This is a genomic window from Clostridium subterminale, assembly GCF_039521425.1.
GTDB lineage: Bacteria > Bacillota > Clostridia > Clostridiales > Clostridiaceae > Clostridium_J > Clostridium_J subterminale.
Genome location: NZ_BAAACI010000001.1, coordinates 381,021 through 406,763, shown reverse-complemented (window position 1 = coordinate 406,763; position 25,743 = coordinate 381,021). Strand labels below are relative to the sequence as shown.

The window sequence follows — 25,743 nt, the reverse complement described above, 5'->3', positions numbered from 1 at the left end:
CTTTTAAATATATTAAATTAAATTTATACAAACTGTTTTCCTAAGTTAAATATATCTAAATCTTTAACTTTCAATCCTCGTTTCATTACTGTTACCATGGCTCTTAAGGTATCTAGAGAAGTCATCAATGAAACTCCTGATTCTACAGCTGTTCTTCTAAGCTTAAAGCCGTCACGCTGAGAGTCATTGCCTCTAGTTGGTGTATTAACTATCATATTTATAGATTTATTTCTTATAGAATCTACTATATCAGGTTTTCCTTCACCAATTTTATTAACTATATTTGCATTTATTCCTTCGTTTTGAAGCATTGTAGCAGTTCCTTCTGTGGCTACTATCTTACAGCCAAGTAAGTTCATTTCCTTAGCTAACATTAAGAATTCATCTTTGTCACTATTATTTATAGTTGCAAGTAAGTTGTCTCCAGACTTTAAAATAGGTCTTTTAGCAGCCAAGAACCCCTTCATCATGGCTTCATCAAAGGTATGTCCTACGCCAAGAACTTCTCCAGTTGACCTCATTTCAGGTCCAAGACTTACTTCAACCTTTGGAAGTTTTTCTGTAGAGAATATAGGTACTTTTACAGTGACAAAGTTTGGTTCAGGACATATTTGTTCTTTATATCCCATATCTTCAAGAGATTCTCCAAGCATAGCACGAGTAGCTAATTCAACTATAGGTACATTAGTAACCTTGCTTATATATGGAACAGTACGAGAAGCTCTAGGGTTAACTTCTATGATATAAATTTCTCCTTCAAACTCAATGAACTGAATATTTATCATACCAAGAACTTTAAGTTCTAAAGCAATCCTCTTTGTATATTCAAAGATGGTTCTTTTAGATTTGTCCGATATATTTTGAGAAGGATAGATGCTTATAGAATCTCCAGAGTGAACTCCTGCTTTTTCAAGATGCTCCATAATTCCTGGGATTAATATATTTTTACCATCACAGATGGCATCAACTTCAATTTCTCTACCAACTAAATATCTATCAATTAAAACAGGGTTTTTATGATCTCTTTTAAAGGAATTCTCTAAATACTTCTTAAGTTCTTTCTCCCTATAAGTGATTTCCATACCTTGTCCACCTAATACATAAGAAGGTCTGACAAGGACAGGATATCCAAGGTTTTCAGCACCAACAACTCCTTCCTCAAGATTCCATACAGCTATTCCTTTAGGTCTATTAATTTTAAGCTCTTCAAGCATAGCATCAAATCTTTCTCTATCTTCGGCTCTATCTATTCCGTCAGCATCCGTACCTAAAATCTTAATTCCATTTTCTCTTAGAAATTTAGATAATTTTATAGCAGTTTGACCACCAAATTGAAGAATTACACCTTTAGGCCTTTCCTTATTGATTATATTAAGTACATCTTCTTCAGTTAGTGGTTCAAAGTAAAGTTTATCCGATATATCAAAATCCGTAGATACAGTTTCTGGGTTATTATTTACAATTATAGTCTCAATACCTTTTTTCTTAAGAGCTCTAACAGCATGAACAGAGCAGTAATCAAACTCTATTCCTTGTCCGATTCTAATAGGACCTGAACCTATAACCATTACTTTTATTTTATCAGATACTACTACTTCATCAAATTCTTCGTAGGTTGAATAGTAGTATGGTGATATGGCATCGAACTCTCCAGCACAAGTATCTACCATCTTATAGGTTGGCATAATGTTATACAGTTTTCTAAGGGTATATAATTCTATAGGGCTAATATTCATTAAGTCTGCAATACCTTTGTCTGAAAAACCCTTCTTCTTTAACAATTTTAGGTAATCTTTATTTAAATCTTCTAATTTAGCAGTTTTTAAGAATTCTTCTTGTTCTACTATCCATTTTAATTTATTTATAAAGAAAGTATCTATTCCGGTAACTTGTGATAACTTCTCTACTAGATATTTTCTTCTAAGCATTTCAGCTAGATCAAAGATTCTTTCATCATCTGGCACCATTACGCTACTTTTTAGCTGCGATAAAGTTTTTTCTTGAGATGGTTTATGCTCTAACACATATTTTCCTATTTCTAAGGAGCGAATTCCTTTAAGGAAGGCAGCCTCAAAATTAGATCCAATAGCCATGATTTCTCCTGTTGCCATCATTTTAGTTCCTAAGGATTTATTGGCATTTTTAAATTTATCAAAAGGCCATTTTGGTATTTTTACAACTACATAATCAAGAGCTGGCTCAAAGGAAGCCATTGTTTTACCAGTAACGGAGTTTACAATTTCATCTAGGGTATATCCAAGGCCAATTTTTGCAGCTACCTTTGCTATGGGATATCCTGTAGCCTTTGATGCAAGGGCAGATGAACGAGAAACTCTAGGGTTTATCTCAATTACGGCATACTCAAAACTATTAGGATTTAAAGCAAACTGGACATTACATCCTCCAATAATTCCTACTTCATCTATGATTCTCAAGGCTGAAGTTCTAAGCATTTGATATTCTTTATCAGAAAGGGTTTGAGAAGGAGCAACAACTATGGAATCTCCTGTATGAACACCAACAGGGTCTATGTTTTCCATATTACATACAGTTATGCAATTTCCTTTAGAGTCACGCATAACTTCATATTCAACTTCTTTCCATCCCTTAATACTTTTTTCTATAAGCACTTGATTTACAGGACTAAGATAAAGACCGCTTTCTAATATGGTAATTAGCTCTTCTTCAGTATCGGCAATACCACCTCCGGTACCACCTAGGGTATAGGCTGGTCTTACAATTACAGGGTAGCCAATCTTTTTTGCAAAGTTAATTCCAGTATCTACATCATTAACTATGTCTGACTCAATAACTGGCTCATTGATTTTTTCCATTAATGCCTTAAATAAATCTCTGTCTTCACCTTTTTTTATAGACTCTACCGAAGTTCCTATGATTTTAACTCCATATTTATCCAATATACCTTTTTCTTCAAGTTCTATTGTTAGGTTTAGACCTGTTTGTCCACCCATACCAGATAAAATGCTGTCAGGTTTTTCTTTTACTATAATTTTCTCAATAAACTCAGTAGTTAATGGCTCTATATATATTTTATTTGCGACTTCTTTGTCAGTCATTATAGTTGCAGGGTTAGAGTTTATTAGTATGGTTTCTATTCCTTCTTCCATAAGTGCTCTACAAGCCTGGGTTCCAGAATAGTCGAACTCAGCTGATTGCCCTATTACTATTGGACCAGATCCTATTATTAATACTTTTTTTATTTCATTTCTTTTACTCATTGATTATTCCTCCTACATGAAAGCTCACTGTCTTTCTTAATGTAATTTATTTTATTAAGGTTAAAAAATTATCAAATATAACGTTATTTTCTTTAGGCCCTGGTGATGCTTCAGGATGATATTGTACACTTGCTATTGGTAATTCTTTATGCATCATACCTTCTAGGGTGCCATCATTAACACTAATATGAGTGACCTCCATATCAATAGGTAACTTAGAAACATAGTAGCCATGGTTTTGACTAGTTATGTATACTTTATTTGATATAACATCTTTTACTGGGTGATTAGATCCTCTATGACCAAACTTAAGTTTACTAGTTTCTCCGCCAAAGGCCCAAGCTAAAAGTTGATGTCCAAGACAAATACCGCAAGTAGGTTTTACAGTTGCTAATTTTTTTACTTCTTCAACTATATTATCTAGTTTCATAGGGTCTCCAGGACCATTAGATAAGAATATTAGGTCTGGGTTTGAAGAGAGTATTTCTTCAGCCTTTGAGGTAGCTGGAAATACAGTTAGTCTGCAGTTTCTTTCTTTAAAGTTTCTTAAGATATTTGATTTAACTCCAAAATCCATAACAGCAACGTGAGGTCCACTGCCTGGTATCTCATATGCTTCATCAGTAGATACTTTATATACAGCATCATCATTTTCAAATTTTTCTAACTTATCATTTATATCTTCTAAAGATAAGTTTTTAGTTGTTATATAACCCTTCATGGATCCGTAATCTCTTAAGATTTTAGTAAGAGCCCTTGTATCAATACCTTCTAGTCCCAAGATTTTGTTCTCTATAAGGTAGCCATCTAATTCCATCTCACATCTGAAGTTTGAAGGATTATTAGATTTTTCTCTTACAATAAACCCCTTAATTTTTGGAGAAGAAGATTCTAAATCCTCTAAATTAATTCCATAATTTCCAATTAAGGGATAAGTCATTGTTACAATTTGACCATAATAAGATGGATCTGTAAGAGTTTCTTGATACCCAGTCATAGATGTATTAAACACTACTTCTCCCACAGTGTCATCAATGTATCCAAAGGCTTTACCTCTGAATTCCATTCCGTTTTCTAATATAAGTTTTGCTTCAATATTTTTTGTTTTCAAGAAAAACCCTCCAATCAAAATAATTAATGTACAACAAAAAGGACAACAAACAAAGCAAATTATAAGTTGCTCAATTTATCATCCTATGGGTTTCTCTTTAAAATAATTATACTTCTAGCCATTATTCCTGTCTCCCTTCTTGGCCTCTCTGGACCAACTTAAAAGTAGATTTGTCCTTTTGATTTTATAAAAAACTTTTTAAAATGTCAATAATAAAATAAATTTATTAATATAAAAAATAATTTCTAATAATTTTTAAAGCAAATATTTGATGAATAAATCTAATAAAATTACTAACAATAAATTCGGGAGGTGATAACAAATGAGTAACAATAGTTTAAAAGATAATAACTTAAAAAACAATAATAATTTCCAAGGGATGAATTCAAAGGCTGCTGGTAACTATACTAAAGGTGCCGTAGAAAGTTTTGAGAATAAAATTGTCAGTGAAACGAATTACTTAGAGAAAGTAAATAAGAATTTAGATAAATAAGAATATTATAAAAGGAGCTTAGGTAAATTTAATTTTATCTAAGCTTATTTTTATTCTTGTTAAATTTTATTAAATTTCATTGCAATTATACTTAAATTGTATATTATATTAATTATTAGAGCTATTTAAGGAGTATGTTATGAGTTGTTTGGGAAATATTATTTGGTTTGTATTTGGAGGATTAATTGCTAGTATACAATGGTTTTTAACAGGGTTACTATGGTGTATAACAATAGTTGGAATCCCTGTTGGAATGCAATGCTTTAAATTAGCTAAGTTACAATTTGCTCCATTTGGTAAAGAAATTATCACAACCAATGACAGTAGTATGGGATTTTTATTAAATATTCTATGGTTGATATTTGGAGGGTTACCTCTTGTAATAACCAATTTGATTAGTGCATTACTACTCTCTATTACTATAATAGGAATACCTTTTGCAGCACAATCTTTGAAAATGGCCAAGTTATCTTTGGCACCTTTTGGTAAAGAGGTAGTATAAAAATTTCAACTTAATTTAGTGATATTGGAGGAATTATGAGAGATATATCAGAATTCAAAGGTAAAATTTTTAGACATTTTAAGGGGGACTTATATTTATTTGAGGATTTTGTAATAAATTCAGAAACCCAAGAGAAGATGGTACTTTATAGAGCATTATATGGTGAATGTGGACTATTTGTAAGACCATATAATATGTTTATAGAAGAAGTACCAAGAAATAAAGTGAATCCAACAGGACAAAAGTATAGATTTGAAGAAATAACAGTAGAAAGTAAAAATATTCGTAGTAAATAATAGTATAAAGGATGAATCTATGTTATAATGATATTTGTATGTTTTAATGAATAGTTCAAAAGGTTTTACCCAATGGGTAAGACTTTTTTAATGATAATTGGAGGTAACGTTATGATTAGTACTACAGGAGTTAGTTTAAGATACGGAGCACGTAAACTTTTTGAGGATGTTAATATTAAGTTCACAGAAGGAAATTGTTATGGATTAATAGGAGCAAATGGGGCAGGAAAGTCTACATTCCTAAAGATATTAGCAGGAGATATAGAGCCTAATACAGGAGAAGTTAGTATAACCCCAGGTCAAAGGCTAGCAGTTTTAAAGCAAGATCACTTTGCTTATGATGAAGAGGAAGTGTTAAAAACTGTAATAATGGGTCATCCTAGATTAGTTGAAATCATGAATGAAAAAGACGCACTTTATGCTAAAGAGGATTTTAGTGATGAAGATGGAATAAAGGCTTCTGAGCTTGAAGGTGAATTTGCAGACCTTAATGGATGGGAAGCTGAAAGTGAAGCGGCTACATTACTTCAAGGCCTTGGGATAACAGAAGATTTACATTACAAGGCAATGAAGGACTTAAATGGTTCAGAGAAGGTTAAGGTTTTACTTGCACAAGCTTTATTTGGTCATCCAGATATTCTTTTACTTGATGAGCCTACCAACCACTTAGATATTAAATCTATAGCTTGGCTTGAAAACTTTTTAATGGATTTTGAAGGAACTGTTATTGTGGTATCCCACGATAGACACTTCTTAAATAAAGTATGTACAAATATGGCTGATGTAGACTTTGGAAAAATCCAAATGTATGTTGGTAACTATGATTTCTGGTATGAATCAAGTCAGTTAGCACTACAAATGTCTAAGGATCAAAATAAGAAAAAAGAAGAAAAGATAAAAGAACTTCAAAATTTTATAGCTCGTTTTAGTTCTAATGCATCAAAAGCTAAGCAAGCTACTAGTAGAAAGAAACAATTAGATAAATTAACTCTAGATGATATTAAACCATCTTCAAGAAGATATCCTTTTGTTGGATTTAAGGCCGATAGAGAAGCTGGAAATGATTTATTAGTTGTTGAAAATCTATGTAAAACCATTGAAGGTGTTAAGATTCTTGATAATGTAAGCTTTATGATATATAAGAATGATAAAGTGGCATTTTTAGGTGATGGTGTTGCTAAAACTACTCTATTCAAAATATTAATGGGAGAAATGGAGCCAGATAGCGGAAGCTTTAAATGGGGGATAACTACATCTCAATCTTACTTTCCATCTGATAACTCAGAGTTCTTTGATGGTTTTGATTTAAATCTTGTGGACTGGTTAAGACAATTTTCAGAGGAGAAGGCAGAAAGCTTTATAAGAGGATTCCTTGGTAGAATGCTATTCTCGGGAGAAGAAGCATTAAAGCAAGCTTCTGTACTTTCAGGAGGAGAAAAAGTTCGTTGTATGCTATCAAAGATGATGTTAAGTGGAGCTAATGTGTTAATTTTAGATGAGCCAACAAACCACTTAGACCTAGAATCTATAACAGCAGTTAATAATGGACTAATTAACTTTGCTGGAACTATACTATTTACATCTCATGACCATCAGTTTATTAATACAGTTGCAAACAGAATAATAGAAATTATTCCTGGTGGTGTAATTGATAAAAACATGACTTATGATGAGTATCTAGAATTAAAATAGAGCATAGTATGTTAATAAATTATAATAATGTTTGGTTAAATATCATTATGTATAAACTAAATACTTATTAGTATAAATATTAATTTATTTAGTTGACATTTTACCATTATTTATTTATAATACAAATAATATAAAATTTAATATGGAAATTCTATGAAAAGGACAGTACTTTCTTTATTAATTCTTAAAGCGAGTGAAGGTTGGTGTGAGCTTCACAAGAATAAAAGAATCTTATCAAGTAATTGCAAAGAAATTTATTAATAATAAATTAGGAAGAGAACCTTGGAGAAGCTGCCCCAAAAGTTTACTTAGTAGGGTAAGTCGCTGTTGCGTTAAAAATTTATGAGTGGACTTTTATAGAAGTCAATTAGAGTGGTACCACGGTTATATAACCGCCTCTTTCCTATGGAAAGAGGCGGTTTTTTTATATACATTTTGAAGTTTTTATAGAGAAAAGAGATGAAAGAAAAAAAGGAGGATTTATTATGGATTATAAAAATATAATAGCAGAGAATTTATGTAAGCATATAGATATGGAAAAGGAAACAATAGAAAAACTTGTTGAAAACCCACCAAAACCAGAAATGGGGGATTTTGCATTCCCATGTTTTCAATTAGCAAGATCTATGAAGAAAGCACCAAACATGATAGCTCAAGATTTAAAAGCATTACTTGGTAATTTAGATGGATTTGAAAAAATAGATGCCTTTGGACCTTATATAAACTTTTTTGTAGCCAAGAATGATTTTATGAAGGAAATCATTGAAAAAGTATTAAATGAAAAAGAGACTTATGGGAATACAAAAGAGGGAGAAGGCAAAAATGTAATTGTTGAATATTGTTCAGCTAATATTGCTAAGCCGTTCCACGTAGGTCACTTATATACTACCATGATTGGTAACTCTCTTTATAAAATATTTAATTCTCAAGGATATAATGCTATAGGAATAAACCACCTAGGAGACTGGGGAACACAATTTGGTAAACTTATATATGCATATAATCATTGGGGTGATGAGAAGGCTTTAGAGGAAGAACCAATTAAAGAAATGTTAAGGGTTTATGTAAAATTCCATGATGAAGCAGAAAAAAATCCTGCTCTTGATGATGAAGGGAGAAAGCATTTTAAGCTTCTTGAAGATGGTAATGAGGAAGAAGTTAAGCTATGGACTAAATTTAAAGACTTAAGCTTAAAGGAATTTGATAAATTATTTGATATGTTAAATGTTAAATTTGATTCTTTTGCTGGTGAGAGCTTCTACCAAGATAAAATGGATGCTGTTATTGATGAGATTGAATCTAAGGGATTATTAACTGAAAGTAACGGTGCTAAGGTTGTTATGTTAGAGGAACTTAATATTCCACCTTGTATAATAAAAAAGGCAGATGGAGCTACGATATATGCAACTCGTGATTTAGCTGCTATGTTCTATAGAAAGAAAACTTATGATTTCTATAAGAATATATATGTAGTTGCAAAGGATCAATCTCTTCACTTTAAACAAGTATTTAGTACAGTTAAAAAGATGGGGTATGAGTGGGCTGATGATTGTATACATGTACCATTTGGATTAGTTCGTTTCCCAGATAAGAAACTTTCTACAAGAAAAGGTGATGTAGTATTCCTTGAGGATTTATTAAATGAAGCTGTAGTTAAAACAGAAGAAATAATAAATGAGAAAAATCCTACGTTGGAGAGTAAGAAAGAAGTAGCTAAAAAGGTAGGAATTGGAGCAGTTGTCTTTGCTTATCTTAAAAACTCAAGAGAGAGGGACATAATCTTTGATTGGGATGAAATGCTTAGCTTTGAAGGAGAAACTGGGCCATATGTTCAATACACTTATGCTAGAGGAAAGAGTATTTTAAGAAAACTAGGAGAAGGTACTGATGAAGTTGATTATAGTAAACTTACTTCGGAGGAAGAGTTTGAACTAGTAAAAACTTTAGCTGGTTTAAATAATGCTATTAAGCAAGCATTAGATAAATTACAACCAAGTATAGTTACAAGATTTACTATAGATGTTGCTAAAGCTTTTAATAAATTCTATAATTCTATAAATATATCTAATTCACAAGATGAGGTAACAAAGAATACAAGATTAGCTTTAGTTAGAGCTACTCTTCAAGTAATAGAAAATGGATTACATCTCATAGGTCTTGAAACAGTAGACGAAATGTAATAAAGGTTAATATAAAGAAAATCCCTTGGCAATTTATCATTCAAGGGATTTTTCTTTATTTATTATGTTATTTATCATCATCAAGTTTTTTTATTGTATTAACATAACTAGGACACTTAGAGGTACAACTACCACAATTACATCCTTTAGATTTTTTCTTTAAGTTTTTAAAAAGAATAAAGGCTGCTAATACAACAATAACTATAGTTATAAGTATTTCCAAAATATTATCACCTCTTTAAAATATAAGTGAAGCTATATGATATATTCCGAAGGAAAAAATCCATGCCACTATAAATTGATATATAACTGAGAATACAGCAAGTTTTCCACTGAATTCTTTTTTAAATGTAGCTATGACAGAAACACATGGGGTATATAATAAAGTAAATACTAAGAAAGAAATACCGCTGGCTACTGTAAATGTTGCAGCAATGCTTGTAGCTAAATCACCAGTATAAAGTACTCCTAGAGTTCCAATAACTACTTCCTTAGCCATAAGTCCTGTTAATAGTGCTACAGAGTTTTCCCATGTACCAAATCCTAATGGAGCAAAAATTGGAGATATGAAGTTACCTATAGATGCAAGGAAACTTTCATTAATCTCGGCCATTCCACTCATATTAAAGTTTGATAAGAACCATACTAGTACAGATATAGAGAATATTAAAGTCCCAGCCTTTTTTAAGAATCCTTTACCTTTTTCCCAAGTATGAAGCATTAAACTTTTAAATTCAGGAAGTTTATATTCAGGTAATTCTATGATAAAGGGTTCCTCATCTTTTTTAAATAAAGTATTTTTAAATATAAATGCCATTATAAATGCTACTATAAGGCCTAAGAAATATAGCCCAAAAATGACTAAGGATTCATAACCTGCAAAGAGTGCACCAGCAAATAGGGCATATACAGGTAATCTAGCATTACAAGACATAAAAGGAATAATCAGAGCTGTTAACTTTCTATCTTTTTCACTTTCCAAGGTTCTTGCAGACATTATTCCTGGTACTGAACATCCAAAGCCCATTATTAAGGGTATGAAAGCCTTTCCCGAAAGTCCCAATTTCCTCATCAACTTGTCCATAATAAATGCTGTTCTAGCCATATACCCACTATCTTCAAGAAAGCTAATTCCTACAAATAGAGTTAATATGATTGGGAGAAATACAATTACGGAACCAACACCACCAATGATACCATCGATTATTAAAGATTTAAACCAAGGGGATGTATTAGCTAGTGGTATTTCTATTAGAGATACAAACCCTTCATTGACTAGTTTATCAGCTAATTCTTGCAAAGGACCACCAACCCAATCAAAGGTAAATTTAAATATAATAAACATAATTCCTAAAAATATAGGGTAGGCCCAAAACTTATTAAGGACAATAGAATCTATTTTTTCAGTAACAGTATTAATATTTGTTTTTTTACCTTCTACACATCTGTTCAGAATGTTTTCTATATATGCATAGGTTTCTTTTTCATTCATTTTATCAAATTCATGTTTAGAATTTATAGTTTTATCTAAAGACTCGAAGGAATCCTTATTAATAAGAAAATCTTTAACTGCTTTTACACCTTCACCTTTAGAAGCTGATATAGCCATTATATTAACACCTAATTCTTTAGATAAATCAGAGTAATTTATATGAATTCCATTACTTTCTGCTACATCTATCATATTTACTATTAGTAAAATAGGTTTATTGAATTTGGTTAATTGAGAAGTTAAGTAAAGGTTTCTTTCGAGATTAGAACCGTCTATAATATTTATAATTAAATCTACTTCGTCAGTATATAAAAAGTTTTTAGACACTTTTTCTTCATTAGAAAAGGTATCCATTGCATATATACCTGGTAGGTCAACAATTTTTATATCCTTTGATAAATAACCTTCTTTTTTATCTACAGTTACACCTGCCCAGTTACCTACATATTGGTTTGAACCTGTTAGTGCATTAAATAAAGTTGTTTTTCCTACATTAGGATTACCAATAAGGGCAATGGCTTTCATATTACACTGCCTCCTTAATAAAAATCAACTCAGCATCTTTTTTTCTAATAGCAAGGTCTGTCCCTCTTAAGTTTATAATAATTGGATCTCCTAAAGGAGCGGTTTTTTTAACTAAAACCTCTGTTCCTTCAACAAACCCTAAAGCTAATAATCTTTTGGCTAATTTATCATCACATGCAAGTTCTTTAATTAATCCTTTATGACCAGGTTTTAAATTAAAAACGTTCATGAATATCACTCCTTTATGAAAATAATTATCAATATCTATATTTACATTATATTCTAAATGATAACCGATGTCAACTTAAAGTATATATTAATAAAACACATATATAATATAGATAAAAGGGATTTATTTGTGATATAATATAATTATATATTTTTATAGTACATATAATTATATATAGGCTTCTTTGGAGTATATTTGAAGCACAATACCTATTAAAGAAATGAGTGGTAAGGTGATAGTTAAAGAAAGTACTATAGACATTGAGAAAGATGAATTTAAACAGAGTCTAAATATTAGCGGAGATAATGACCTTTATAAAAAGTCGGTTTTCTTTGATTTAGAACATTATGTTTATAAGAAACCTATATGCATAGGGGTCTTTGGAGCAGGATATTATGACGAAGAAAATAATAAGTTGGTAATTACTCAGTATATGATTGAAAATAAGCATGAACTTGAGAAAATTCTTGCTTTATCAAAAGAGTATTTTGAAAATATGAGAAATACTCTAAAAAAAGAATATGTTGTTACTTTTTCAGGAAATAATGACTATCTAGTAATTGACTATCTATTTAAAAAATATAAGTTAAATTATACTGTTGAAGAATATTTTAAAAGTATAGATTTGCAAAAAAAATATGAGCAAGTTAAGCAGAAGTCAATAGGACTTAAAGCGCTAGAGAGTGAATGTGGTGTTCTTAGAGAAAGTGAAGTTATAAGTGGCTCTACATTGGCTAAAACCTTCAGTAAGATAATGAAAGATGATATGTATTTTTCACGAATGCCCATGGAAAAGAAAGAAAAAATTCTTTTATATAACATGCAAGATGTGGTTAGTTTATTTCATATATATACTCAATGGAATAAGTATGTCAGACAAGAGTAATAAAAAAACTATCTCATAGAAGAATATAAATTTGTATTTTTCTATGAGATAGTTTTATATATATTGTTTTTATGTAGCACTCCACGTATTAATAGATGTGAGAAATAGCAGAGGTAATAACATAGATAAGTTTATTAACTTTGATGTAACATAAATTCATAATAGTATATAAAATACATATAATTTTAGAAGATAGAGGAGGTATTATGGAAATATTAAGAAAAGGTAGAGGTGCTACTATAGGAAAGGGAAAATGTGACTTAGTACTTAAAAACGGGAAATTTATTAATGTATTTACTGAAGAAATAGAAGAAGGGGACATAGGAATTATTGATGATACAATTATAGGAATAGGTTCATATGAGGGGAATAAGGAAATTGATTGTAGATCTAAAATTATATGTCCGGGTTTCATAGATGGACACATTCATGTGGAATCTTCCATGACAACTCCAGAATCTTATGGAAATGTAGCTTTAACGAATGGTGTTACAACAGTAGTAGCTGATCCTCATGAAATTGCTAATGTGCTTGGAATGGATGGGATATCTTTTATGCTAGATAGTGCACAAAGAAGTCCTTTGGATATATATTTTATGATGCCTTCTTGTGTACCAGCGGTGTCATTTGAAGAGAATGGTGCTATTTTAAGTGCAGAAGATTTATCTAAGTTTCTTGATAAACCAGAAGTAATAGGTCTTGGTGAGGTAATGGATATACCTTCTGTTATAGAACAAGTACCTTCCATGATGAATAAGCTGGATGCATTTAAAGATAAAATTATAGATGGACATGCGCCACAAATCTCTTATGAAGATCTTAATCAATATATTTTATCAGGTGTAAGAACTGACCATGAATGTTCTTCAAAGGAAGAAGCTTTAGAAAAAGTAAAATTAGGAATGTATATTCTTATAAGGGAAGGTTCTGCTGCTAAAAATTTAAAGGATTTAATTTCAGTAGTTAACAATAAGAATTTTCGAAGATTTTTATTTTGCACTGATGATAGGCACTTAGAGGATTTAGTTGAAGAGGGATCTATAAATAATGCTATTAAGCTTAGTATAGAAAATGGTGTTGATCCTATAAAAGCATATATAATGGGAAGTTATAATGGATATACTTGTTATGGTATAAAAGGCAAAGGAGCTATAGCACCAGGGTATAAGGCTGACCTGGTCATTTTAAATGATTTAACTAAGGTAGATATTTATAAAGTTATTAAGTCGGGTAGAGAAATAGATGACTATAAGAAATTATCCTATACTATTAAAAATAAAAATACTATGAATATAGAAAAGGTAAAAGAGGAGGCATTTAGAATACCCTCTAAAGGAAGCCAAGTAAATATAATTGGTGTAACTCCAGGGTCTCTTGAAACTAAGCTGTTAGTGAAACCTAGTAAGATTATTGATGGATATCTAGATATGAGTGAATATGAAGATATTTTAAAAATAGGGGTTTTTGAGAGGCATAAAAATACTAATCATTATTCATTAGGATATTTATCAGGATTAGGTATTAAAAACTGTGCTATAGCTCAAAGTATAGCCCATGATTCTCATAATATTATTGTTGTAGGAGACAATGATAAGGATATGTCTAAGGCGGTAAATAAGTTAATTGACATAGGTGGAGGAATTACTATAGTGAGTGAAGGCGTACTAATTGATAGCCTTTCCTTAGAAATAGGAGGATTGATGACTAATTCACCTGTAGATTATGTATACAATAAGTTAAAAAATTTAAATAGGATAGTAAGAAACTATGGGCTAAAACTTGATATGGATGCGTTTATAACCTTATCTTTTATGAGCTTACCAGTAATTCCACAGGTAAAGCTTACAAGTAAAGGATTATTTCTATATGATTTATTTAAGTTTATTGAACTTTCTTTTAATTGATAGTGACATAATAATACAAAATATATATAATATGTATTATATACTTTAAAAGTAAACAACATTAATTAAGGAGAATATAATCTTGAAGAATTTAAGCCCAATAAACAAATTTAAGAAATATATTGGTATGAGAAATATAAAAACTGCTCTAGCGGCAGCAATAAGTGTAATTGTAGCTGAATTGTTCCATCTTCAATCACCATTTTTTGTGGCTACAGGAGCTTTGATTTCTATGGAAACTACAGTGAAGAAGGGGATTAATGCTGGAATTTCAAGGGTACTTGGTACTGTAATGGGAGGTTTAATTGGTATTATAACTGTTCTAATAGACCCAGGTAACATATTTTTGCTTTTCTTAGGAATGGTATTTCTGATAACATTACTTAATATATTAAAATGGCAAGACTCTATATCTATGGCTTGTGTTGTATTTTGCGTAATTATGATTACTATGACTAGTGAAAATATAGTTCTATACGCTTTTCAAAGAACAGTTGATACCATAGTTGGGATTGTCATATCAATAATAATTAATTACATTATTTCTCCACCTTTAGATTCTAAGTTCGCTAAGAGTAAAACAGAAGATGAAGATATAGAAGATTTTATTATGAGAGTTCCTGAAAAAATAGATATAAAAGAGTCAAAATAGTGAAAAACTACTGATATAATTTATCAATTAATCAGTAGTTTTTGTTTTAAGAAATTTTATTAATCGACTACTATAGATTAAATACATACCTATAAATGAAATAATAATGGGTAATACTACCAAGTAAAACAAAAATATGAAATATTTCATGTGCACCAAAAGTTCTATGTTTTCCTTTTCTTTCTAAGCAATATATAATTCCACCTATAGTATATAATACTCCTCCTAACACTAATATTGAGAGGCCTCTACTAGATACAACTTTTGAAAGTGGATTAAAAATAAATATAGCCATCCATCCCATAACAATATAAATAGCAGAAGACAACCAAGAAGGACAATTAATCCAATATAATTTAAAAAGAATGCCAATTATAGCTACAGCCCATATTATAGTGAGCATATAGTATCTAATTGGTGTCTCTAATAGAACTAGGCAAATAGGTGTATAAGTTCCAGCTATTAATACAAATATCATTGCATGGTCAATCTTTCTAAGGATATTTATTATTGAATCTTTAGCTACAATAAGGTGATATACACTGCTAGCTGTATAGAGTAGAATTAAGCTTATTCCAAATATAACAGTTGATATCAAAGTATATATGTTGTAATTGTTACTATGAAGTTGAGCAAATAATAAGAAACATAAACCAAGTAAAGAAATTATAGCTCCTAACATATGGGAAAATCCACTAAAGGGTTCTCTAAATTTTGAATTAGTCATATTATACCTCCTAAGATTAAATTCACATGTAGTTTTGAATGCTACATATAGATTATATGTATATTATAACACGTTGTTTATAAAAATGTATATTGTAAATATTAAAATTGTGTTAATGATTATTTTGAATTAAATATGTAAAACTACTATAGAATTTTAGCATTGATATTTATCTATAATATTATTTACTACTACTACTAATAATATTATAATAAAAGAAAATATACATATGAGGTGATTATGTGAACTTTAATATAGAAAACTTAGAAGAACTTCTAATTAATATGAATTTAGATGATAGGATTAATATTAATAAAATACCAGATATCGATTTATATATGGATCAGGTAATTCAATTATTTGAAAATAACTTAGAGCATATAAAAAGAAACCCTACTGACAAGATTTTAACCAAGACTATGATAAATAACTATTCTAAAGACAAATTACTTTTTCAAAATAAAAATAAAAAATATTCTAAAGATCATATACTTTTAATGATTCTAATTTATGATTTAAAGCAAACTTTATCTATAGCTGATATAAAAAAACTATTTACCCCTATGGTAGAGATATTATCGGAAGAAAAGTCTAATTTTGATTTAAGTAATATATATAATGAATACCTTTTATTAAAGGAAAGTCAAATTAATAAAGAAAGAGAGCTACTAACTTCAATTGTCAAAGATGCAACTAATTTATGTGAAAAAGATACTATTAAAGAATGTGAGGATTATAAAAAAATATTATTGATTATATTAACACTTTTAAATTCAGCATCTTTAAATAAAAGAATTGCAGAAAAAATAATAGATACTTATTTTAACAAATAAAAAATAGGAATAAAATAAACATATGAACAAATATTCATATGAAAGGGGAATATAATACATGTATAAAGAAGAAGTTTGTATGCAAGCTTGCATACACGATGAAGTTATTGATAGGTTAAAAGGCAAAACTTTAAGTGATAATACGGTAGAAGGACTTTCAAACTTATTTAAGTCTATGGCAGATCCTACTAGGGTAAAAATATTAAATATCTTATTAAATACAGAAGCTTGTGTCTGTGATATTGCAGCTTTAACTAATATGACACAATCTGCTATATCCCATCAATTAAGAGTATTAAAACTAGCTAGGATTGTTAAATCAAGAAAAGATGGAAAAGTTGTATATTATTCTTTAGATGATGATCATGTTAAAGATATTTTCTATAAAGGACTTAGCCACGTTAATGAATAAACTAGTAAGAGGGGGAGTAAAATAATGGGACAAACAAAAAGACTTTATGAAATTCAAGGGTTACATTCTGCAAATTGTGCTTTGAAAATCGAACGTGAACTAAATCAGTTGCCTTACATACAAAGTGCTGTAGTCAACTCTGTGACATCAAAAGCTATTTTAGAAGTTAAAGAGAACATTGATAAGGAGCTAATATTTGATGATGTAGAAAGCATATCTACTAGAATTGAACATGGAGTTACAGTTAAAGAAATTGATAAAAATGTTATAAATAAAAAAAATGTTAAGGTTCAGGGGAATACAAAAATTATTAATTCTAATGTAAATGATAGTAAAGCCAAGGCAGAAAAGTTTACTCACAAGGATTCTAATGTTGATAATCACAACCATGATCATGGGCATAATCATGGACAAGGGTTTAAAAAGAAACAAATAATAAAATTTATTATAGGAATTTCTCTTGCAATTACAGGAGTATTAATTAAGGATATGGTAAGCATATTTTTATTTATAGCTGCTTATCTAGTAATAGGTGGAGATATTCTGCTTATAGCTGGTAAAAATATAATAAAAGGTCAAGTCTTCGATGAAAATTTTTTAATGAGTATAGCTACAATAGGAGCCTTTTTAATTGGAGAATATCCAGAAGCTATTGGCGTAATGTTATTCTATCAAGTAGGAGAATTTTTTCAGGAATTGGCAATTAACAAATCTAGAAATTCTATATCAGAGTTAATGAATATTCGTCCAGATCATGCAAATTTAAAATTAAGTAATGGCGATATTTCCTCAGTTTCTCCAGAAGAGGTAAGTATTGGTGATATAATAGTTATTAAGCCAGGTGAGAAAATTCCTTTAGATGGAGTTATAGTAAAGGGAGATTCTCAAATAGATACTTCTGCTTTAACAGGAGAATCGGTACCAAGAGTAGTTAAAGAAAGAGATGAGGTTTTAGCTGGATCTATAAATAAAACTTCTCTTATTGAAGTTAAGATAACTAAAGAGTTTAGTGAATCTACGGTATCAAAGATTCTTGAATTAGTAGAAAATGCTTCAAATAAAAAAGCACCAACAGAAAAGTTTATAACAAAGTTTGCTAAGTACTATACACCAATTGTTGTTATATTAGCTATTCTACTAGCTTTTTTACCACCAATAATTATGGGTGAAGATTTATATACCTGGTTATACAGGGGGTTATCATTTTTAGTTGTATCTTGTCCTTGTGCTCTTGTAATATCAATACCTTTAAGTTTCTTTGGTGGAATTGGAGGAGCATCTAGAAGTGGGGTGCTTGTCAAAGGAGGAAACTATCTTGAAGCATTGAGCAAAGCAGAAGTGGTGGTTTTTGATAAAACAGGTACATTAACAGAAGGAAGCTTTGAAGTTACAAAAATTAATCCTTATGGATTTATTACAGAGGACATGTTAATGGAATATGCGGCACATGCTGAGATATATTCTAATCATCCTATTGCAAAATCTATCGTAGAATCTTATAAAAAAATTAGTACAAAGGCTATTATTGATAAAAGAAGAATAAAGAGTTATGAAGAAATTGCAGGTAAAGGTGTAAAAATATATTTTGGTGATAGATATATATATGCAGGAAACTATAAGCTGATGGAAGAGCTTGAAATTGAATATGTGAAATCAAATGAAGTAGGTACTATTATATATGTTGCAGTAAATAATAATTTTGTAGGAAGTTTAGTAATTTCTGATAGAATTAAAAATACTTCACCTAGGGCTATTGCAAAGTTAAAAAAACTAGGAATTAAGAAAACTGTTATGTTTACTGGAGATAATAAGACAATTGCTGAATATGTAACAAAGGTTATTTCAATTGATGAGGTTAGAGCTGAATTAATGCCTCATGAAAAAGTGATTGAGGTAGAAAAAATATATAATGGTCTTTCTAGGAAGGGAAGATTAATATTTGTTGGAGATGGAATAAATGATGCCCCTGTATTAGCTAGAGCAGATATAGGTATAGCAATGGGGGGAATAGGATCAGATGCAGCTATAGAAGCTTCAGATGTAGTTATCATGACTGATGATCCTGAAAAAATATCTACATCTATAACAATAGCTAGAAAGACACAAAAAATTGTAGTTCAAAATATTGTATTTTCATTATTTATAAAAGCTGTAGTATTAGTACTAACAGCATTAGGAATTACTGACATGTGGATGGCGGTTTTTGCAGATGTTGGAGTTACAATAATATCAGTATTAAATGCTATGAGAGCTATGAAGATGGAAGAATAAATAAAAGTTTAACTTGAAAATACTAAACAAAAGAATTAAAAATATATTAAAGCCCTTTAATGTTTTTTATCATTAAAGGGTTTTTAAATTTAAGTGATACTTATTAACTTATTTTTGACATGCTTTTAAATTCGCTAAACTCGTCACTATTTTCTTCTTCAAATAATTTCTTATAGCAATATGATATTATATCGCCTCTTTTTATAATTCCAATGAATATATTTGAGTCATCAACCACTGGAACGAAGTTTTGTGATTTAGCAACAAGTATTAAACTCTCTATATCAGAATTAATTGATACAGGTTTATCTTTAAAATGTCTTGGTATGTCCTTTATTAAAACATTTTCTGTGTCTTTTAAGCTTAATTCGGAAGAATTTTTTAATTTCCAAAGAAGATCACCTTCTGTTAAAGTACCTACATATTTTCCTTTATCATCTACTAAAGGTATAGAAGTATATCTATGATATTCCATTCTCTCCATTGCTCTTCGCATAGTAGAACTAACCTTTTCAAAAATTACTTCGCTTTTAGGAGTTAGAAAAAAGGCAATGTTCATATTTTATCATCCTCCATTAAATCAATATTCAATAAGTATACTAAAAAGCTACATTTTAATTATAACATAATTTTCAGACTAAAAGAGAGTAAAGTTTTTAATAAATTAAGAACAAGTAATGCTATGAATTAATCCTATAATTTATTAAACACAAAAACATATGAGCGATAAACTTTTTAGGAAATGTAAGTGCTAAGGTGTTTCTAAAAGCTATCGTAGATTTAGAAATATTTAAAATATCACAATTGCTTAATATAAAATGATCCTTTAATGATATTTCTTTATTATCTATATCTTGTCTCAACAAAATTACTTTTTCTAATATTTTATTTAGTAATTCATCATAACTATATATAGCACACCTTTCTATTTCTATAACTTCAGCAGCAATTTCCATAGCCATAATAATATTAATATGATTCCTAGATATTATACCTGAAAAATTTTTAATTCTTTTTATAGCTCTTAATAATTTTAAATGGTCATAGATGGAATTATTAAAGTCTACAGAATTCATTATAATGTTTAATTCGGTATCATCAATATCTTTTAGTAATCCTTTTGAAACTTCATCTTTAAAAAAGTAATAGTTTTGTCCTATCAAATGATTAAAAGCTTTTAATGTATCTAAATAGCCTAATTTTATATTTCGTTTAATTCTTGGACCATCAAAATTAATAATTGGACCAAGGCTTTCACTACATTTAATTTCTATTATAGGTATATTATTTTTATTATTAAATTTTCGCTTAAATCCAGGGCCGTCAATATCCACTTGAATTATAGTAGAGCACGAACTATTTAAAAGCATACTAGTTGGAACATTATTATACATACCTCCATCAAAAAAAGTAACGCCATCAATAACCATGTGTTTTAGACCAGGTAGAGAGCAACTTGCCATTATATAGTCAATAATTTTTCCATAAGGAATATCAGTTTTAAATATTTCTATTGGTTTGAGAGGAAACATACTAAGGGTAACTATACCAAAATCTATAGATGAATTTCTTATTATATCTTCATTTAAATAGCTTTGTAATAGACTCTTTAAAGGGGTATTATCCAAACCTCTATTAGATATAACATTTTTAATCAATTTTGGAATGTTTTTAGAGGATAGATTCTCATCTACAGAAAAATTATCATCCACATAGAAGCAAGTTGAAAAATCTATTGATAACCATAATTCTTCTAAATTCTTATAATTATTACTACATATAAAAGCACTATTAATAGCTCCAATTGAAGTTCCAACTACTACAGATATATCTATATTTAATTCTATTAAGGCTTTCCATACTCCAACTTCATAAGCTCCTTTAGAACCACCACCGCCTAAAACTAAACCATAACTATTCAAACTATAAACACTCCTTTAATTGGAAAAATTAATTTAAATATAATGCTATCTACTATTATAATATCCTAAGTGAGTCGAATTTGATAACTATTACAATAATTATATTATATATACTATTTATTGCTATTTATACGTTGAACTTTTATGTAAATAATTATATAATTATTATATACTAACAATGAAATTATAGTATATAATAAACTATCTACAATGATATAAATTTTAAATGCTGAGAAATTTCAATAATAACCAATGTAAGAAGGAGATTAGTTATGGAAATAAATTTAAATTTAATAGAAGAAGCAGTTAAATTGAATAGTATTGAAGAAATTAGAAAAGCATTAATTGAATACTTAAGAATCGAGCCGGAAAACTCAGAAAAAATTATAAATGCTTTAAATTATGCTAAAGAAAATACTGAGGGATTATTTGAAATTCACGATGGTGCAAAATTAGAAGAGGATAATAAGTGGACTAAAGATTACTTTTTAAAAACCCTTAAAGACTTATCTAAAAATTTTTCTGAAGAGAGATTTAACCATTTATGCTTAGTAGGAGCTTTTATATATCCCAATATAGATACTTTAGATCAAGATACAGTTATAATTAATAATGTAAAACCTGTTTCAGATGCTGAAATTAAGTTTGAAAAAGTAAAGTCTGCTCTTGCGTTAGGAACCGGACTTTTAATAGGATATATTATTGGGAAAAAGATTAATAAAAAGAGATAATGTATATTAAAATGACCTATTAGTATTTTATTAAATTAATACTAATAGGTCATTTTGTTTTTAGGAAGTATAATATATTGAAATTATTTTAAGATTCTTATTGAAAACTACTGCTATATAATTCATGCCTTTCAATATGATTAATATGTTTTTGATAATCTTTATTCATTAAATTTATAGTAGTATAGCTTTCACGATTAATAAAATTGGGATCTGATATTAGTTTACAGCCTAAATTTAATACGTTATTTGTAGCTTCACAAGTTTTTTTTAAAACCTCTTCATCAATAATTGTAGTATCATTATTAACGTATGAATATACATTAGTAAAATTATCAATTTGTATAGGTTTTCCACCTAAGTTAGTTATTATTTTACATATTCTTAATGCGTGTTTTTGGTAGTCATTTAGAACTTTAGATATTTGAGAAATAACATTTTCATTTTTAGAATTCTTAATGTAATTTTCAAAAGTATTTATATCGATATATATACCATGTAATAATTCATTTAAACTATTAACTATATATTTTTTATCCAAGAAAATCAACTCCTTGCAATAATATTTATTATATTATTGCCTAAGTGGTATTGACATTATTCATACTACAAAATATTTTAAAAGGTCAAAAAGGCCATTGAATATAAGGCCTTTTTATAATAGGTTAAGATTCAATAACTGTTTTTTCTGATTCTTCTAGTTTTTCCATTGAGAATCCTGTATATCCGTAAACTATCGATATTATAGGATTTATATAATTTAAGAAGCAGAATGGTGCATATAAGAAACAGGATACGCCAAGTGTAGTAGACATAAATGCGCCACATGTATTCCATGGAATAAATGGAGATGTAAGAGTTCCAGCATCTTCTAAAGCTCTTGATAAGTTTTTAGGTGCTAATCCACGTTTAGCATATTCATCTTTATACATTCTACCTGGAATAACTATAGATAAATATTGATCTCCAGCAAGTATATTAACAACAATACAAGAAATTATAGTAATTAGTACAAGAGAACCTGTATTAACGGCAAGTCTAAGTAACTTTTCAGCAAGTACATTTAAGAATCCGGCTTTCTCCATTATACCACCAAAGGTCATAGCACATATAATTAAAGAAACGGTATACATCATACCTTGAAGGCCACCTCGAGTTAGTAGGTCATCTACAATTTCAACTCCAGTTTCGCTTACATATCCATCATTTAAAACATTAACTATATCACCATAATTAGCACCTTGTACTAAAATTGCCAAAATAACTCCTGCAACAACACCTATTATTAGACCAGGAATTGCAGGCATTTTTTTAACAACAAGGACTATTACTATTACTGGTGGTAGTAATAGTATAGGGTTAATTACTCCAGAAGCTTTCAAGCCATCAAATATTATATTGAGTTTAGAAACATCTAGCTCTTGACCTGCATATTTCATTCCAAGTATAGCGAATAGTATAAGAGAAATTATTAAACTTGGTGTTGTAGTATAAAACATGTGTTTAATGTGATCAAATAAAGTAGAACCAGCCATAGCAGGAGCTAAGTTAGTTGTATCAGAAAGCGGTGACATTTTATCTCCAAAATATGCACCAGATATTATAGCACCAGCTATCATTGGAGTAGGGATTCCTAAACCAATACCTACTCCTATAAGTGCAATACCTACAGTACCGGCAGTTGTCCACGAACTTCCAGTGGCTAATGAAACTATAGAACATATTATACATGTAGCTACTAAGAATATACCTGGAGATAAAATCTTAAGTCCGTAATAAATCATTGTTGGAACGGTACCACTTAATATCCAAGCACCAATTAAAACTCCAATTATCATAAGTATTATAATTGCTTGCATCGACATTTGAATAGTATCTATAAATCCTTTTTCTAGGTCTTCCCATTTAAATCCAATACATAAAGCTGTAATAGTTGCAGCTATAGCTGCAATTATTAATGGAATATGTGGACTTGAATCATATAATATAATTGCAATAGATAGAGAAACAATAAGAACTAAAATAGGTATTAGAGCTTGCCAAACTTTTGGTTTGCTAGGGGGGGAAGCTATCTTACTAGATTTTTGTTTTTTTTCTTTCATTAACAACACACTCCTATATTAAATTCCAATTAAAGTAATTGAATTAATTATATATCAGTATAATTATAATTGCAATACTATTCAGAAAATTTTAAAACTAAACATAATGGTCATTGATATTATGCATTGTATTGAGAAAATCTTATTATAAATAGCTTATATAATTGATTTATGAAATTTATTTTAAAATTATATTCATATTATCTTTATAAAAAAGAGTACAAAAAAAATTTGTACTCTTTTTTATGAAAAATTTCATAATTATACATTTATATATTAAATGATTTGAAGGCTGTAAGAAATTTATTTATATCATCATCGCTATGACATGTTGATAGGAACATTGCTTCAAATTGTGATGGAGGTAAATTAATTCCTTTGTCTAACATATGCATAAAATATTTTTTGAATAAATCTGTATTACAACTTTTAGCATCTTCGTAATTATTAATTTCTTTTAAATCTGTAAAGAATACAGTCATCATTCCACCAATTCTATTAATCACTATATTTATATCTTTTTCTTTTGAAATTTCTTTAATACCATTTTCTAACTTTGTTCCTATGGTTTCTATATGAGTATATATGTTTTGATTTTCGTATAACTCTTTTACAGTTGCTATTCCAGCCGCCATAACAAGAGGATTACCTGACATAGTTCCGGCTTGATATACAGGGCCTAATGGAGCAAGTAGTTCCATAATTTCACGTCTTCCGCCATAAGCACCACAAGGTAGGCCACCTCCAATAATTTTACCATAGGTGATAAGATCAGGTGTCACATTTGGGAATAACTCTCTTGCACCTTTATATGCAATTCGGAAACCACACATTACTTCATCAAATATTAATAAAGTACCGTTTTCTTTACAAAGTTTATCTAAGTTCTCAATAAATTCTATAGATGGTCTAACAACTCCCATATTTCCTGCAATAGGTTCAATAATAACACAAGCTATATCATTATTATAAACAGTAAATATTTCTTTTAAGTTATCTATATCGTTATAATTTGCAACAATTGTATGCTCTACATGTTCTTTAGGTATGCCAGCACTGCCAGGTATGCCACAAGTCATAACTCCAGAACCTGCACTAACTAGAAATCCATCATAGTGGCCATGATAACAACCAGCAAATTTTACAATTTTATTTCTTTTAGTATAGCCTCTTGCTAATTTAATTGCACTCATTGTAGCTTCGGTACCAGAGTTAACCATTCTAATCATATCAATTGAAGCAGTTTCACATATAAGTTTTGCTAAGTCTAGTTCTAATTTTGTTGGTGCACCAAAGGCTATCGCTGTTTCTGTGGTGTTTTTTATAGCATTAACAACTCTAGAATTACAATGTCCTAAGATCATAGGTCCCCAGGCTCCAACAAAGTCTATGTATTCTTTATTTTCTTCGTCATATATTTTAGAACCCATACCAGATTTTATTATAGGAGGGGTGATACCCATATCCTTAAGTGCCCTTACTGGACTATTAACGCCTCCAGGAATATACTTTTTGCTTTCTTCAAATATAGTTTTATTATTCAT

23 protein-coding genes and 1 other annotated feature are annotated in these 25,743 nt (G+C 29.4%); of the genes, 12 read left to right on the top strand and 11 right to left on the bottom strand.

The features are described 5' to 3' along the window. Positions 1-23 precede the first annotated feature (23 nt). Both carB and ABDZ93_RS02150 read right to left on the bottom strand, forming a co-directional pair. Entirely contained in the window at positions 24-3,239 is a 3,216-nt protein-coding gene (gene carB / locus ABDZ93_RS02155) for a carbamoyl-phosphate synthase large subunit (RefSeq protein ID WP_343823207.1), read from the bottom strand. Between the two features lie 46 nt (positions 3,240-3,285). Then, the gene (locus ABDZ93_RS02150) at positions 3,286-4,335 is read right to left on the bottom strand and encodes a carbamoyl phosphate synthase small subunit (RefSeq protein WP_343824501.1); all 1,050 of its coding nucleotides are present in this window, start codon (positions 4,333-4,335) and stop codon (positions 3,286-3,288) included. Between the two features lie 337 nt (positions 4,336-4,672). Between ABDZ93_RS02150 and ABDZ93_RS02145 the strand changes: the two genes are divergently transcribed. From ABDZ93_RS02145 to argS, 5 genes are all read left to right on the top strand, one after another. Further along, on the top strand, positions 4,673-4,843 hold the full coding sequence (locus tag ABDZ93_RS02145) for a hypothetical protein (RefSeq protein WP_343824547.1): 171 nt from the start codon (positions 4,673-4,675) through the stop codon (positions 4,841-4,843). A gap of 139 nt (positions 4,844-4,982) precedes the next feature. Then, complete coding sequence (locus ABDZ93_RS02140) at positions 4,983-5,345, top strand: YccF domain-containing protein (protein ID WP_343823206.1); 363 nt, start codon at positions 4,983-4,985, stop codon at positions 5,343-5,345. Between the two features lie 35 nt (positions 5,346-5,380). Then, positions 5,381-5,641 (top strand): DUF1653 domain-containing protein, encoded by a 261-nt coding sequence (locus ABDZ93_RS02135; RefSeq protein WP_425544747.1) that lies wholly within the window; start codon positions 5,381-5,383, stop codon positions 5,639-5,641. Between the two features lie 111 nt (positions 5,642-5,752). After that, entirely contained in the window at positions 5,753-7,333 is a 1,581-nt protein-coding gene (locus tag ABDZ93_RS02130) for an ABC-F family ATP-binding cassette domain-containing protein (protein ID WP_343823204.1), read from the top strand. Positions 7,334-7,477: 144 nt separating this feature from the next. Then, positions 7,478-7,736: a binding site (T-box leader), on the top strand. A gap of 82 nt (positions 7,737-7,818) precedes the next feature. Next, positions 7,819-9,513, top strand: a complete 1,695-nt coding sequence (argS, locus tag ABDZ93_RS02125) for an arginine--tRNA ligase (RefSeq protein ID WP_343823202.1) — start codon at positions 7,819-7,821, stop codon at positions 9,511-9,513. A 67-nt stretch (positions 9,514-9,580) separates the two neighbouring features. Here argS and ABDZ93_RS02120 read toward each other — a convergent pair whose 3' ends face one another. Genes ABDZ93_RS02120 through ABDZ93_RS02110 form a run of 3 tightly spaced genes read right to left on the bottom strand, consistent with a single transcriptional unit; the run spans position 9,581 to position 11,759 of the window. Next, the gene (locus ABDZ93_RS02120; RefSeq protein ID WP_343823200.1) at positions 9,581-9,736 is read right to left on the bottom strand and encodes a FeoB-associated Cys-rich membrane protein; all 156 of its coding nucleotides are present in this window, start codon (positions 9,734-9,736) and stop codon (positions 9,581-9,583) included. Positions 9,737-9,751: 15 nt separating this feature from the next. Then, complete coding sequence (feoB, locus tag ABDZ93_RS02115) at positions 9,752-11,530, bottom strand: ferrous iron transport protein B (RefSeq protein WP_343823199.1); 1,779 nt, start codon at positions 11,528-11,530, stop codon at positions 9,752-9,754. A gap of 1 nt (position 11,531) precedes the next feature. After that, positions 11,532-11,759: a FeoA family protein gene (locus ABDZ93_RS02110; protein ID WP_343823198.1), complete on the bottom strand. Its 228-nt coding sequence runs from the start codon at positions 11,757-11,759 to the stop codon at positions 11,532-11,534. A gap of 220 nt (positions 11,760-11,979) precedes the next feature. Here ABDZ93_RS02110 and ABDZ93_RS02105 point away from each other — a divergent pair, with 220 nt between their 5' ends. From ABDZ93_RS02105 to ABDZ93_RS02095, 3 genes are all read left to right on the top strand, one after another. Next, positions 11,980-12,645: a ribonuclease H-like domain-containing protein gene (locus ABDZ93_RS02105; protein WP_343823196.1), complete on the top strand. Its 666-nt coding sequence runs from the start codon at positions 11,980-11,982 to the stop codon at positions 12,643-12,645. Positions 12,646-12,851: 206 nt separating this feature from the next. Further along, positions 12,852-14,549, top strand: coding sequence for an adenine deaminase (gene ade / locus ABDZ93_RS02100; RefSeq protein WP_343823195.1), 1,698 nt, complete (start codon positions 12,852-12,854; stop codon positions 14,547-14,549). An 82-nt stretch (positions 14,550-14,631) separates the two neighbouring features. Beyond that, the gene (locus tag ABDZ93_RS02095; protein WP_343823193.1) at positions 14,632-15,201 is read left to right on the top strand and encodes an FUSC family protein; all 570 of its coding nucleotides are present in this window, start codon (positions 14,632-14,634) and stop codon (positions 15,199-15,201) included. 70 nt (positions 15,202-15,271) lie between these two features. Here the strand turns inward: ABDZ93_RS02095 and trhA are convergent, their stop codons facing one another. After that, positions 15,272-15,928 carry a PAQR family membrane homeostasis protein TrhA gene (gene trhA / locus ABDZ93_RS02090; protein WP_343823191.1) on the bottom strand — a complete coding sequence of 219 codons (657 nt, stop codon included), beginning with the start codon at positions 15,926-15,928 and terminating at the stop codon, positions 15,272-15,274. Positions 15,929-16,170: 242 nt separating this feature from the next. Between trhA and ABDZ93_RS02085 the strand changes: the two genes are divergently transcribed. Genes ABDZ93_RS02085 through ABDZ93_RS02075 form a run of 3 tightly spaced genes read left to right on the top strand, consistent with a single transcriptional unit; the run spans position 16,171 to position 19,444 of the window. After that, entirely contained in the window at positions 16,171-16,761 is a 591-nt protein-coding gene (locus ABDZ93_RS02085; protein ID WP_343823189.1) for a DUF1836 domain-containing protein, read from the top strand. Between the two features lie 58 nt (positions 16,762-16,819). After that, positions 16,820-17,173 carry an ArsR/SmtB family transcription factor gene (locus tag ABDZ93_RS02080; protein WP_343823187.1) on the top strand — a complete coding sequence of 118 codons (354 nt, stop codon included), beginning with the start codon at positions 16,820-16,822 and terminating at the stop codon, positions 17,171-17,173. Positions 17,174-17,197: 24 nt separating this feature from the next. Continuing rightward, positions 17,198-19,444, top strand: coding sequence for a heavy metal translocating P-type ATPase (locus tag ABDZ93_RS02075; RefSeq protein WP_343823185.1), 2,247 nt, complete (start codon positions 17,198-17,200; stop codon positions 19,442-19,444). Between the two features lie 103 nt (positions 19,445-19,547). Here ABDZ93_RS02075 and ABDZ93_RS02070 read toward each other — a convergent pair whose 3' ends face one another. Next, positions 19,548-20,003: a CBS domain-containing protein gene (locus ABDZ93_RS02070; protein ID WP_343823184.1), complete on the bottom strand. Its 456-nt coding sequence runs from the start codon at positions 20,001-20,003 to the stop codon at positions 19,548-19,550. Positions 20,004-20,124: 121 nt separating this feature from the next. Further along, positions 20,125-21,366, bottom strand: coding sequence for a patatin-like phospholipase family protein (locus ABDZ93_RS02065; protein ID WP_343823182.1), 1,242 nt, complete (start codon positions 21,364-21,366; stop codon positions 20,125-20,127). 272 nt (positions 21,367-21,638) lie between these two features. Between ABDZ93_RS02065 and ABDZ93_RS02060 the strand changes: the two genes are divergently transcribed. Continuing rightward, the gene (locus ABDZ93_RS02060) at positions 21,639-22,097 is read left to right on the top strand and encodes a hypothetical protein (protein ID WP_343823180.1); all 459 of its coding nucleotides are present in this window, start codon (positions 21,639-21,641) and stop codon (positions 22,095-22,097) included. A 97-nt stretch (positions 22,098-22,194) separates the two neighbouring features. Here the strand turns inward: ABDZ93_RS02060 and ABDZ93_RS02055 are convergent, their stop codons facing one another. The 3 genes from ABDZ93_RS02055 to hemL form a co-directional block, all read right to left on the bottom strand. Continuing rightward, complete coding sequence (locus tag ABDZ93_RS02055; RefSeq protein ID WP_343823178.1) at positions 22,195-22,638, bottom strand: ferritin-like domain-containing protein; 444 nt, start codon at positions 22,636-22,638, stop codon at positions 22,195-22,197. 124 nt (positions 22,639-22,762) lie between these two features. Then, entirely contained in the window at positions 22,763-24,199 is a 1,437-nt protein-coding gene (gene nhaC, locus ABDZ93_RS02050; protein WP_343823177.1) for a Na+/H+ antiporter NhaC, read from the bottom strand. Between the two features lie 269 nt (positions 24,200-24,468). Continuing rightward, complete coding sequence (hemL, locus tag ABDZ93_RS02045; protein ID WP_343823175.1) at positions 24,469-25,743, bottom strand: glutamate-1-semialdehyde 2,1-aminomutase; 1,275 nt, start codon at positions 25,741-25,743, stop codon at positions 24,469-24,471.

What these genes read in the sequence shown, in the direction of transcription:
- ABDZ93_RS02110 (WP_343823198.1), bottom strand. Translation starts at nt 11,759, where the DNA reads ATGAACGTTTTTAATTTAAAACCTGGTCATAAAGGATTAATTAAAGAA.
- hemL (WP_343823175.1), bottom strand. Translation starts at nt 25,743, where the DNA reads ATGAATAATAAAACTATATTTGAAGAAAGCAAAAAGTATATTCCTGGA.
- ABDZ93_RS02075 (WP_343823185.1), top strand. Translation starts at nt 17,198, where the DNA reads ATGGGACAAACAAAAAGACTTTATGAAATTCAAGGGTTACATTCTGCA.
- ABDZ93_RS02070 (WP_343823184.1), bottom strand. Translation starts at nt 20,003, where the DNA reads ATGAACATTGCCTTTTTTCTAACTCCTAAAAGCGAAGTAATTTTTGAA.
- argS (WP_343823202.1), top strand. Translation starts at nt 7,819, where the DNA reads ATGGATTATAAAAATATAATAGCAGAGAATTTATGTAAGCATATAGAT.
- ABDZ93_RS02105 (WP_343823196.1), top strand. Translation starts at nt 11,980, where the DNA reads ATGAGTGGTAAGGTGATAGTTAAAGAAAGTACTATAGACATTGAGAAA.
- carB (WP_343823207.1), bottom strand. Translation starts at nt 3,239, where the DNA reads ATGAGTAAAAGAAATGAAATAAAAAAAGTATTAATAATAGGATCTGGT.
- nhaC (WP_343823177.1), bottom strand. Translation starts at nt 24,199, where the DNA reads ATGAAAGAAAAAAAACAAAAATCTAGTAAGATAGCTTCCCCCCCTAGC.
- feoB (WP_343823199.1), bottom strand. Translation starts at nt 11,530, where the DNA reads ATGAAAGCCATTGCCCTTATTGGTAATCCTAATGTAGGAAAAACAACT.
- ABDZ93_RS02140 (WP_343823206.1), top strand. Translation starts at nt 4,983, where the DNA reads ATGAGTTGTTTGGGAAATATTATTTGGTTTGTATTTGGAGGATTAATT.
- ade (WP_343823195.1), top strand. Translation starts at nt 12,852, where the DNA reads ATGGAAATATTAAGAAAAGGTAGAGGTGCTACTATAGGAAAGGGAAAA.
- ABDZ93_RS02145 (WP_343824547.1), top strand. Translation starts at nt 4,673, where the DNA reads ATGAGTAACAATAGTTTAAAAGATAATAACTTAAAAAACAATAATAAT.
- ABDZ93_RS02135 (WP_425544747.1), top strand. Translation starts at nt 5,381, where the DNA reads ATGAGAGATATATCAGAATTCAAAGGTAAAATTTTTAGACATTTTAAG.
- trhA (WP_343823191.1), bottom strand. Translation starts at nt 15,928, where the DNA reads ATGACTAATTCAAAATTTAGAGAACCCTTTAGTGGATTTTCCCATATG.
- ABDZ93_RS02080 (WP_343823187.1), top strand. Translation starts at nt 16,820, where the DNA reads ATGTATAAAGAAGAAGTTTGTATGCAAGCTTGCATACACGATGAAGTT.
- ABDZ93_RS02060 (WP_343823180.1), top strand. Translation starts at nt 21,639, where the DNA reads ATGGAAATAAATTTAAATTTAATAGAAGAAGCAGTTAAATTGAATAGT.
- ABDZ93_RS02130 (WP_343823204.1), top strand. Translation starts at nt 5,753, where the DNA reads ATGATTAGTACTACAGGAGTTAGTTTAAGATACGGAGCACGTAAACTT.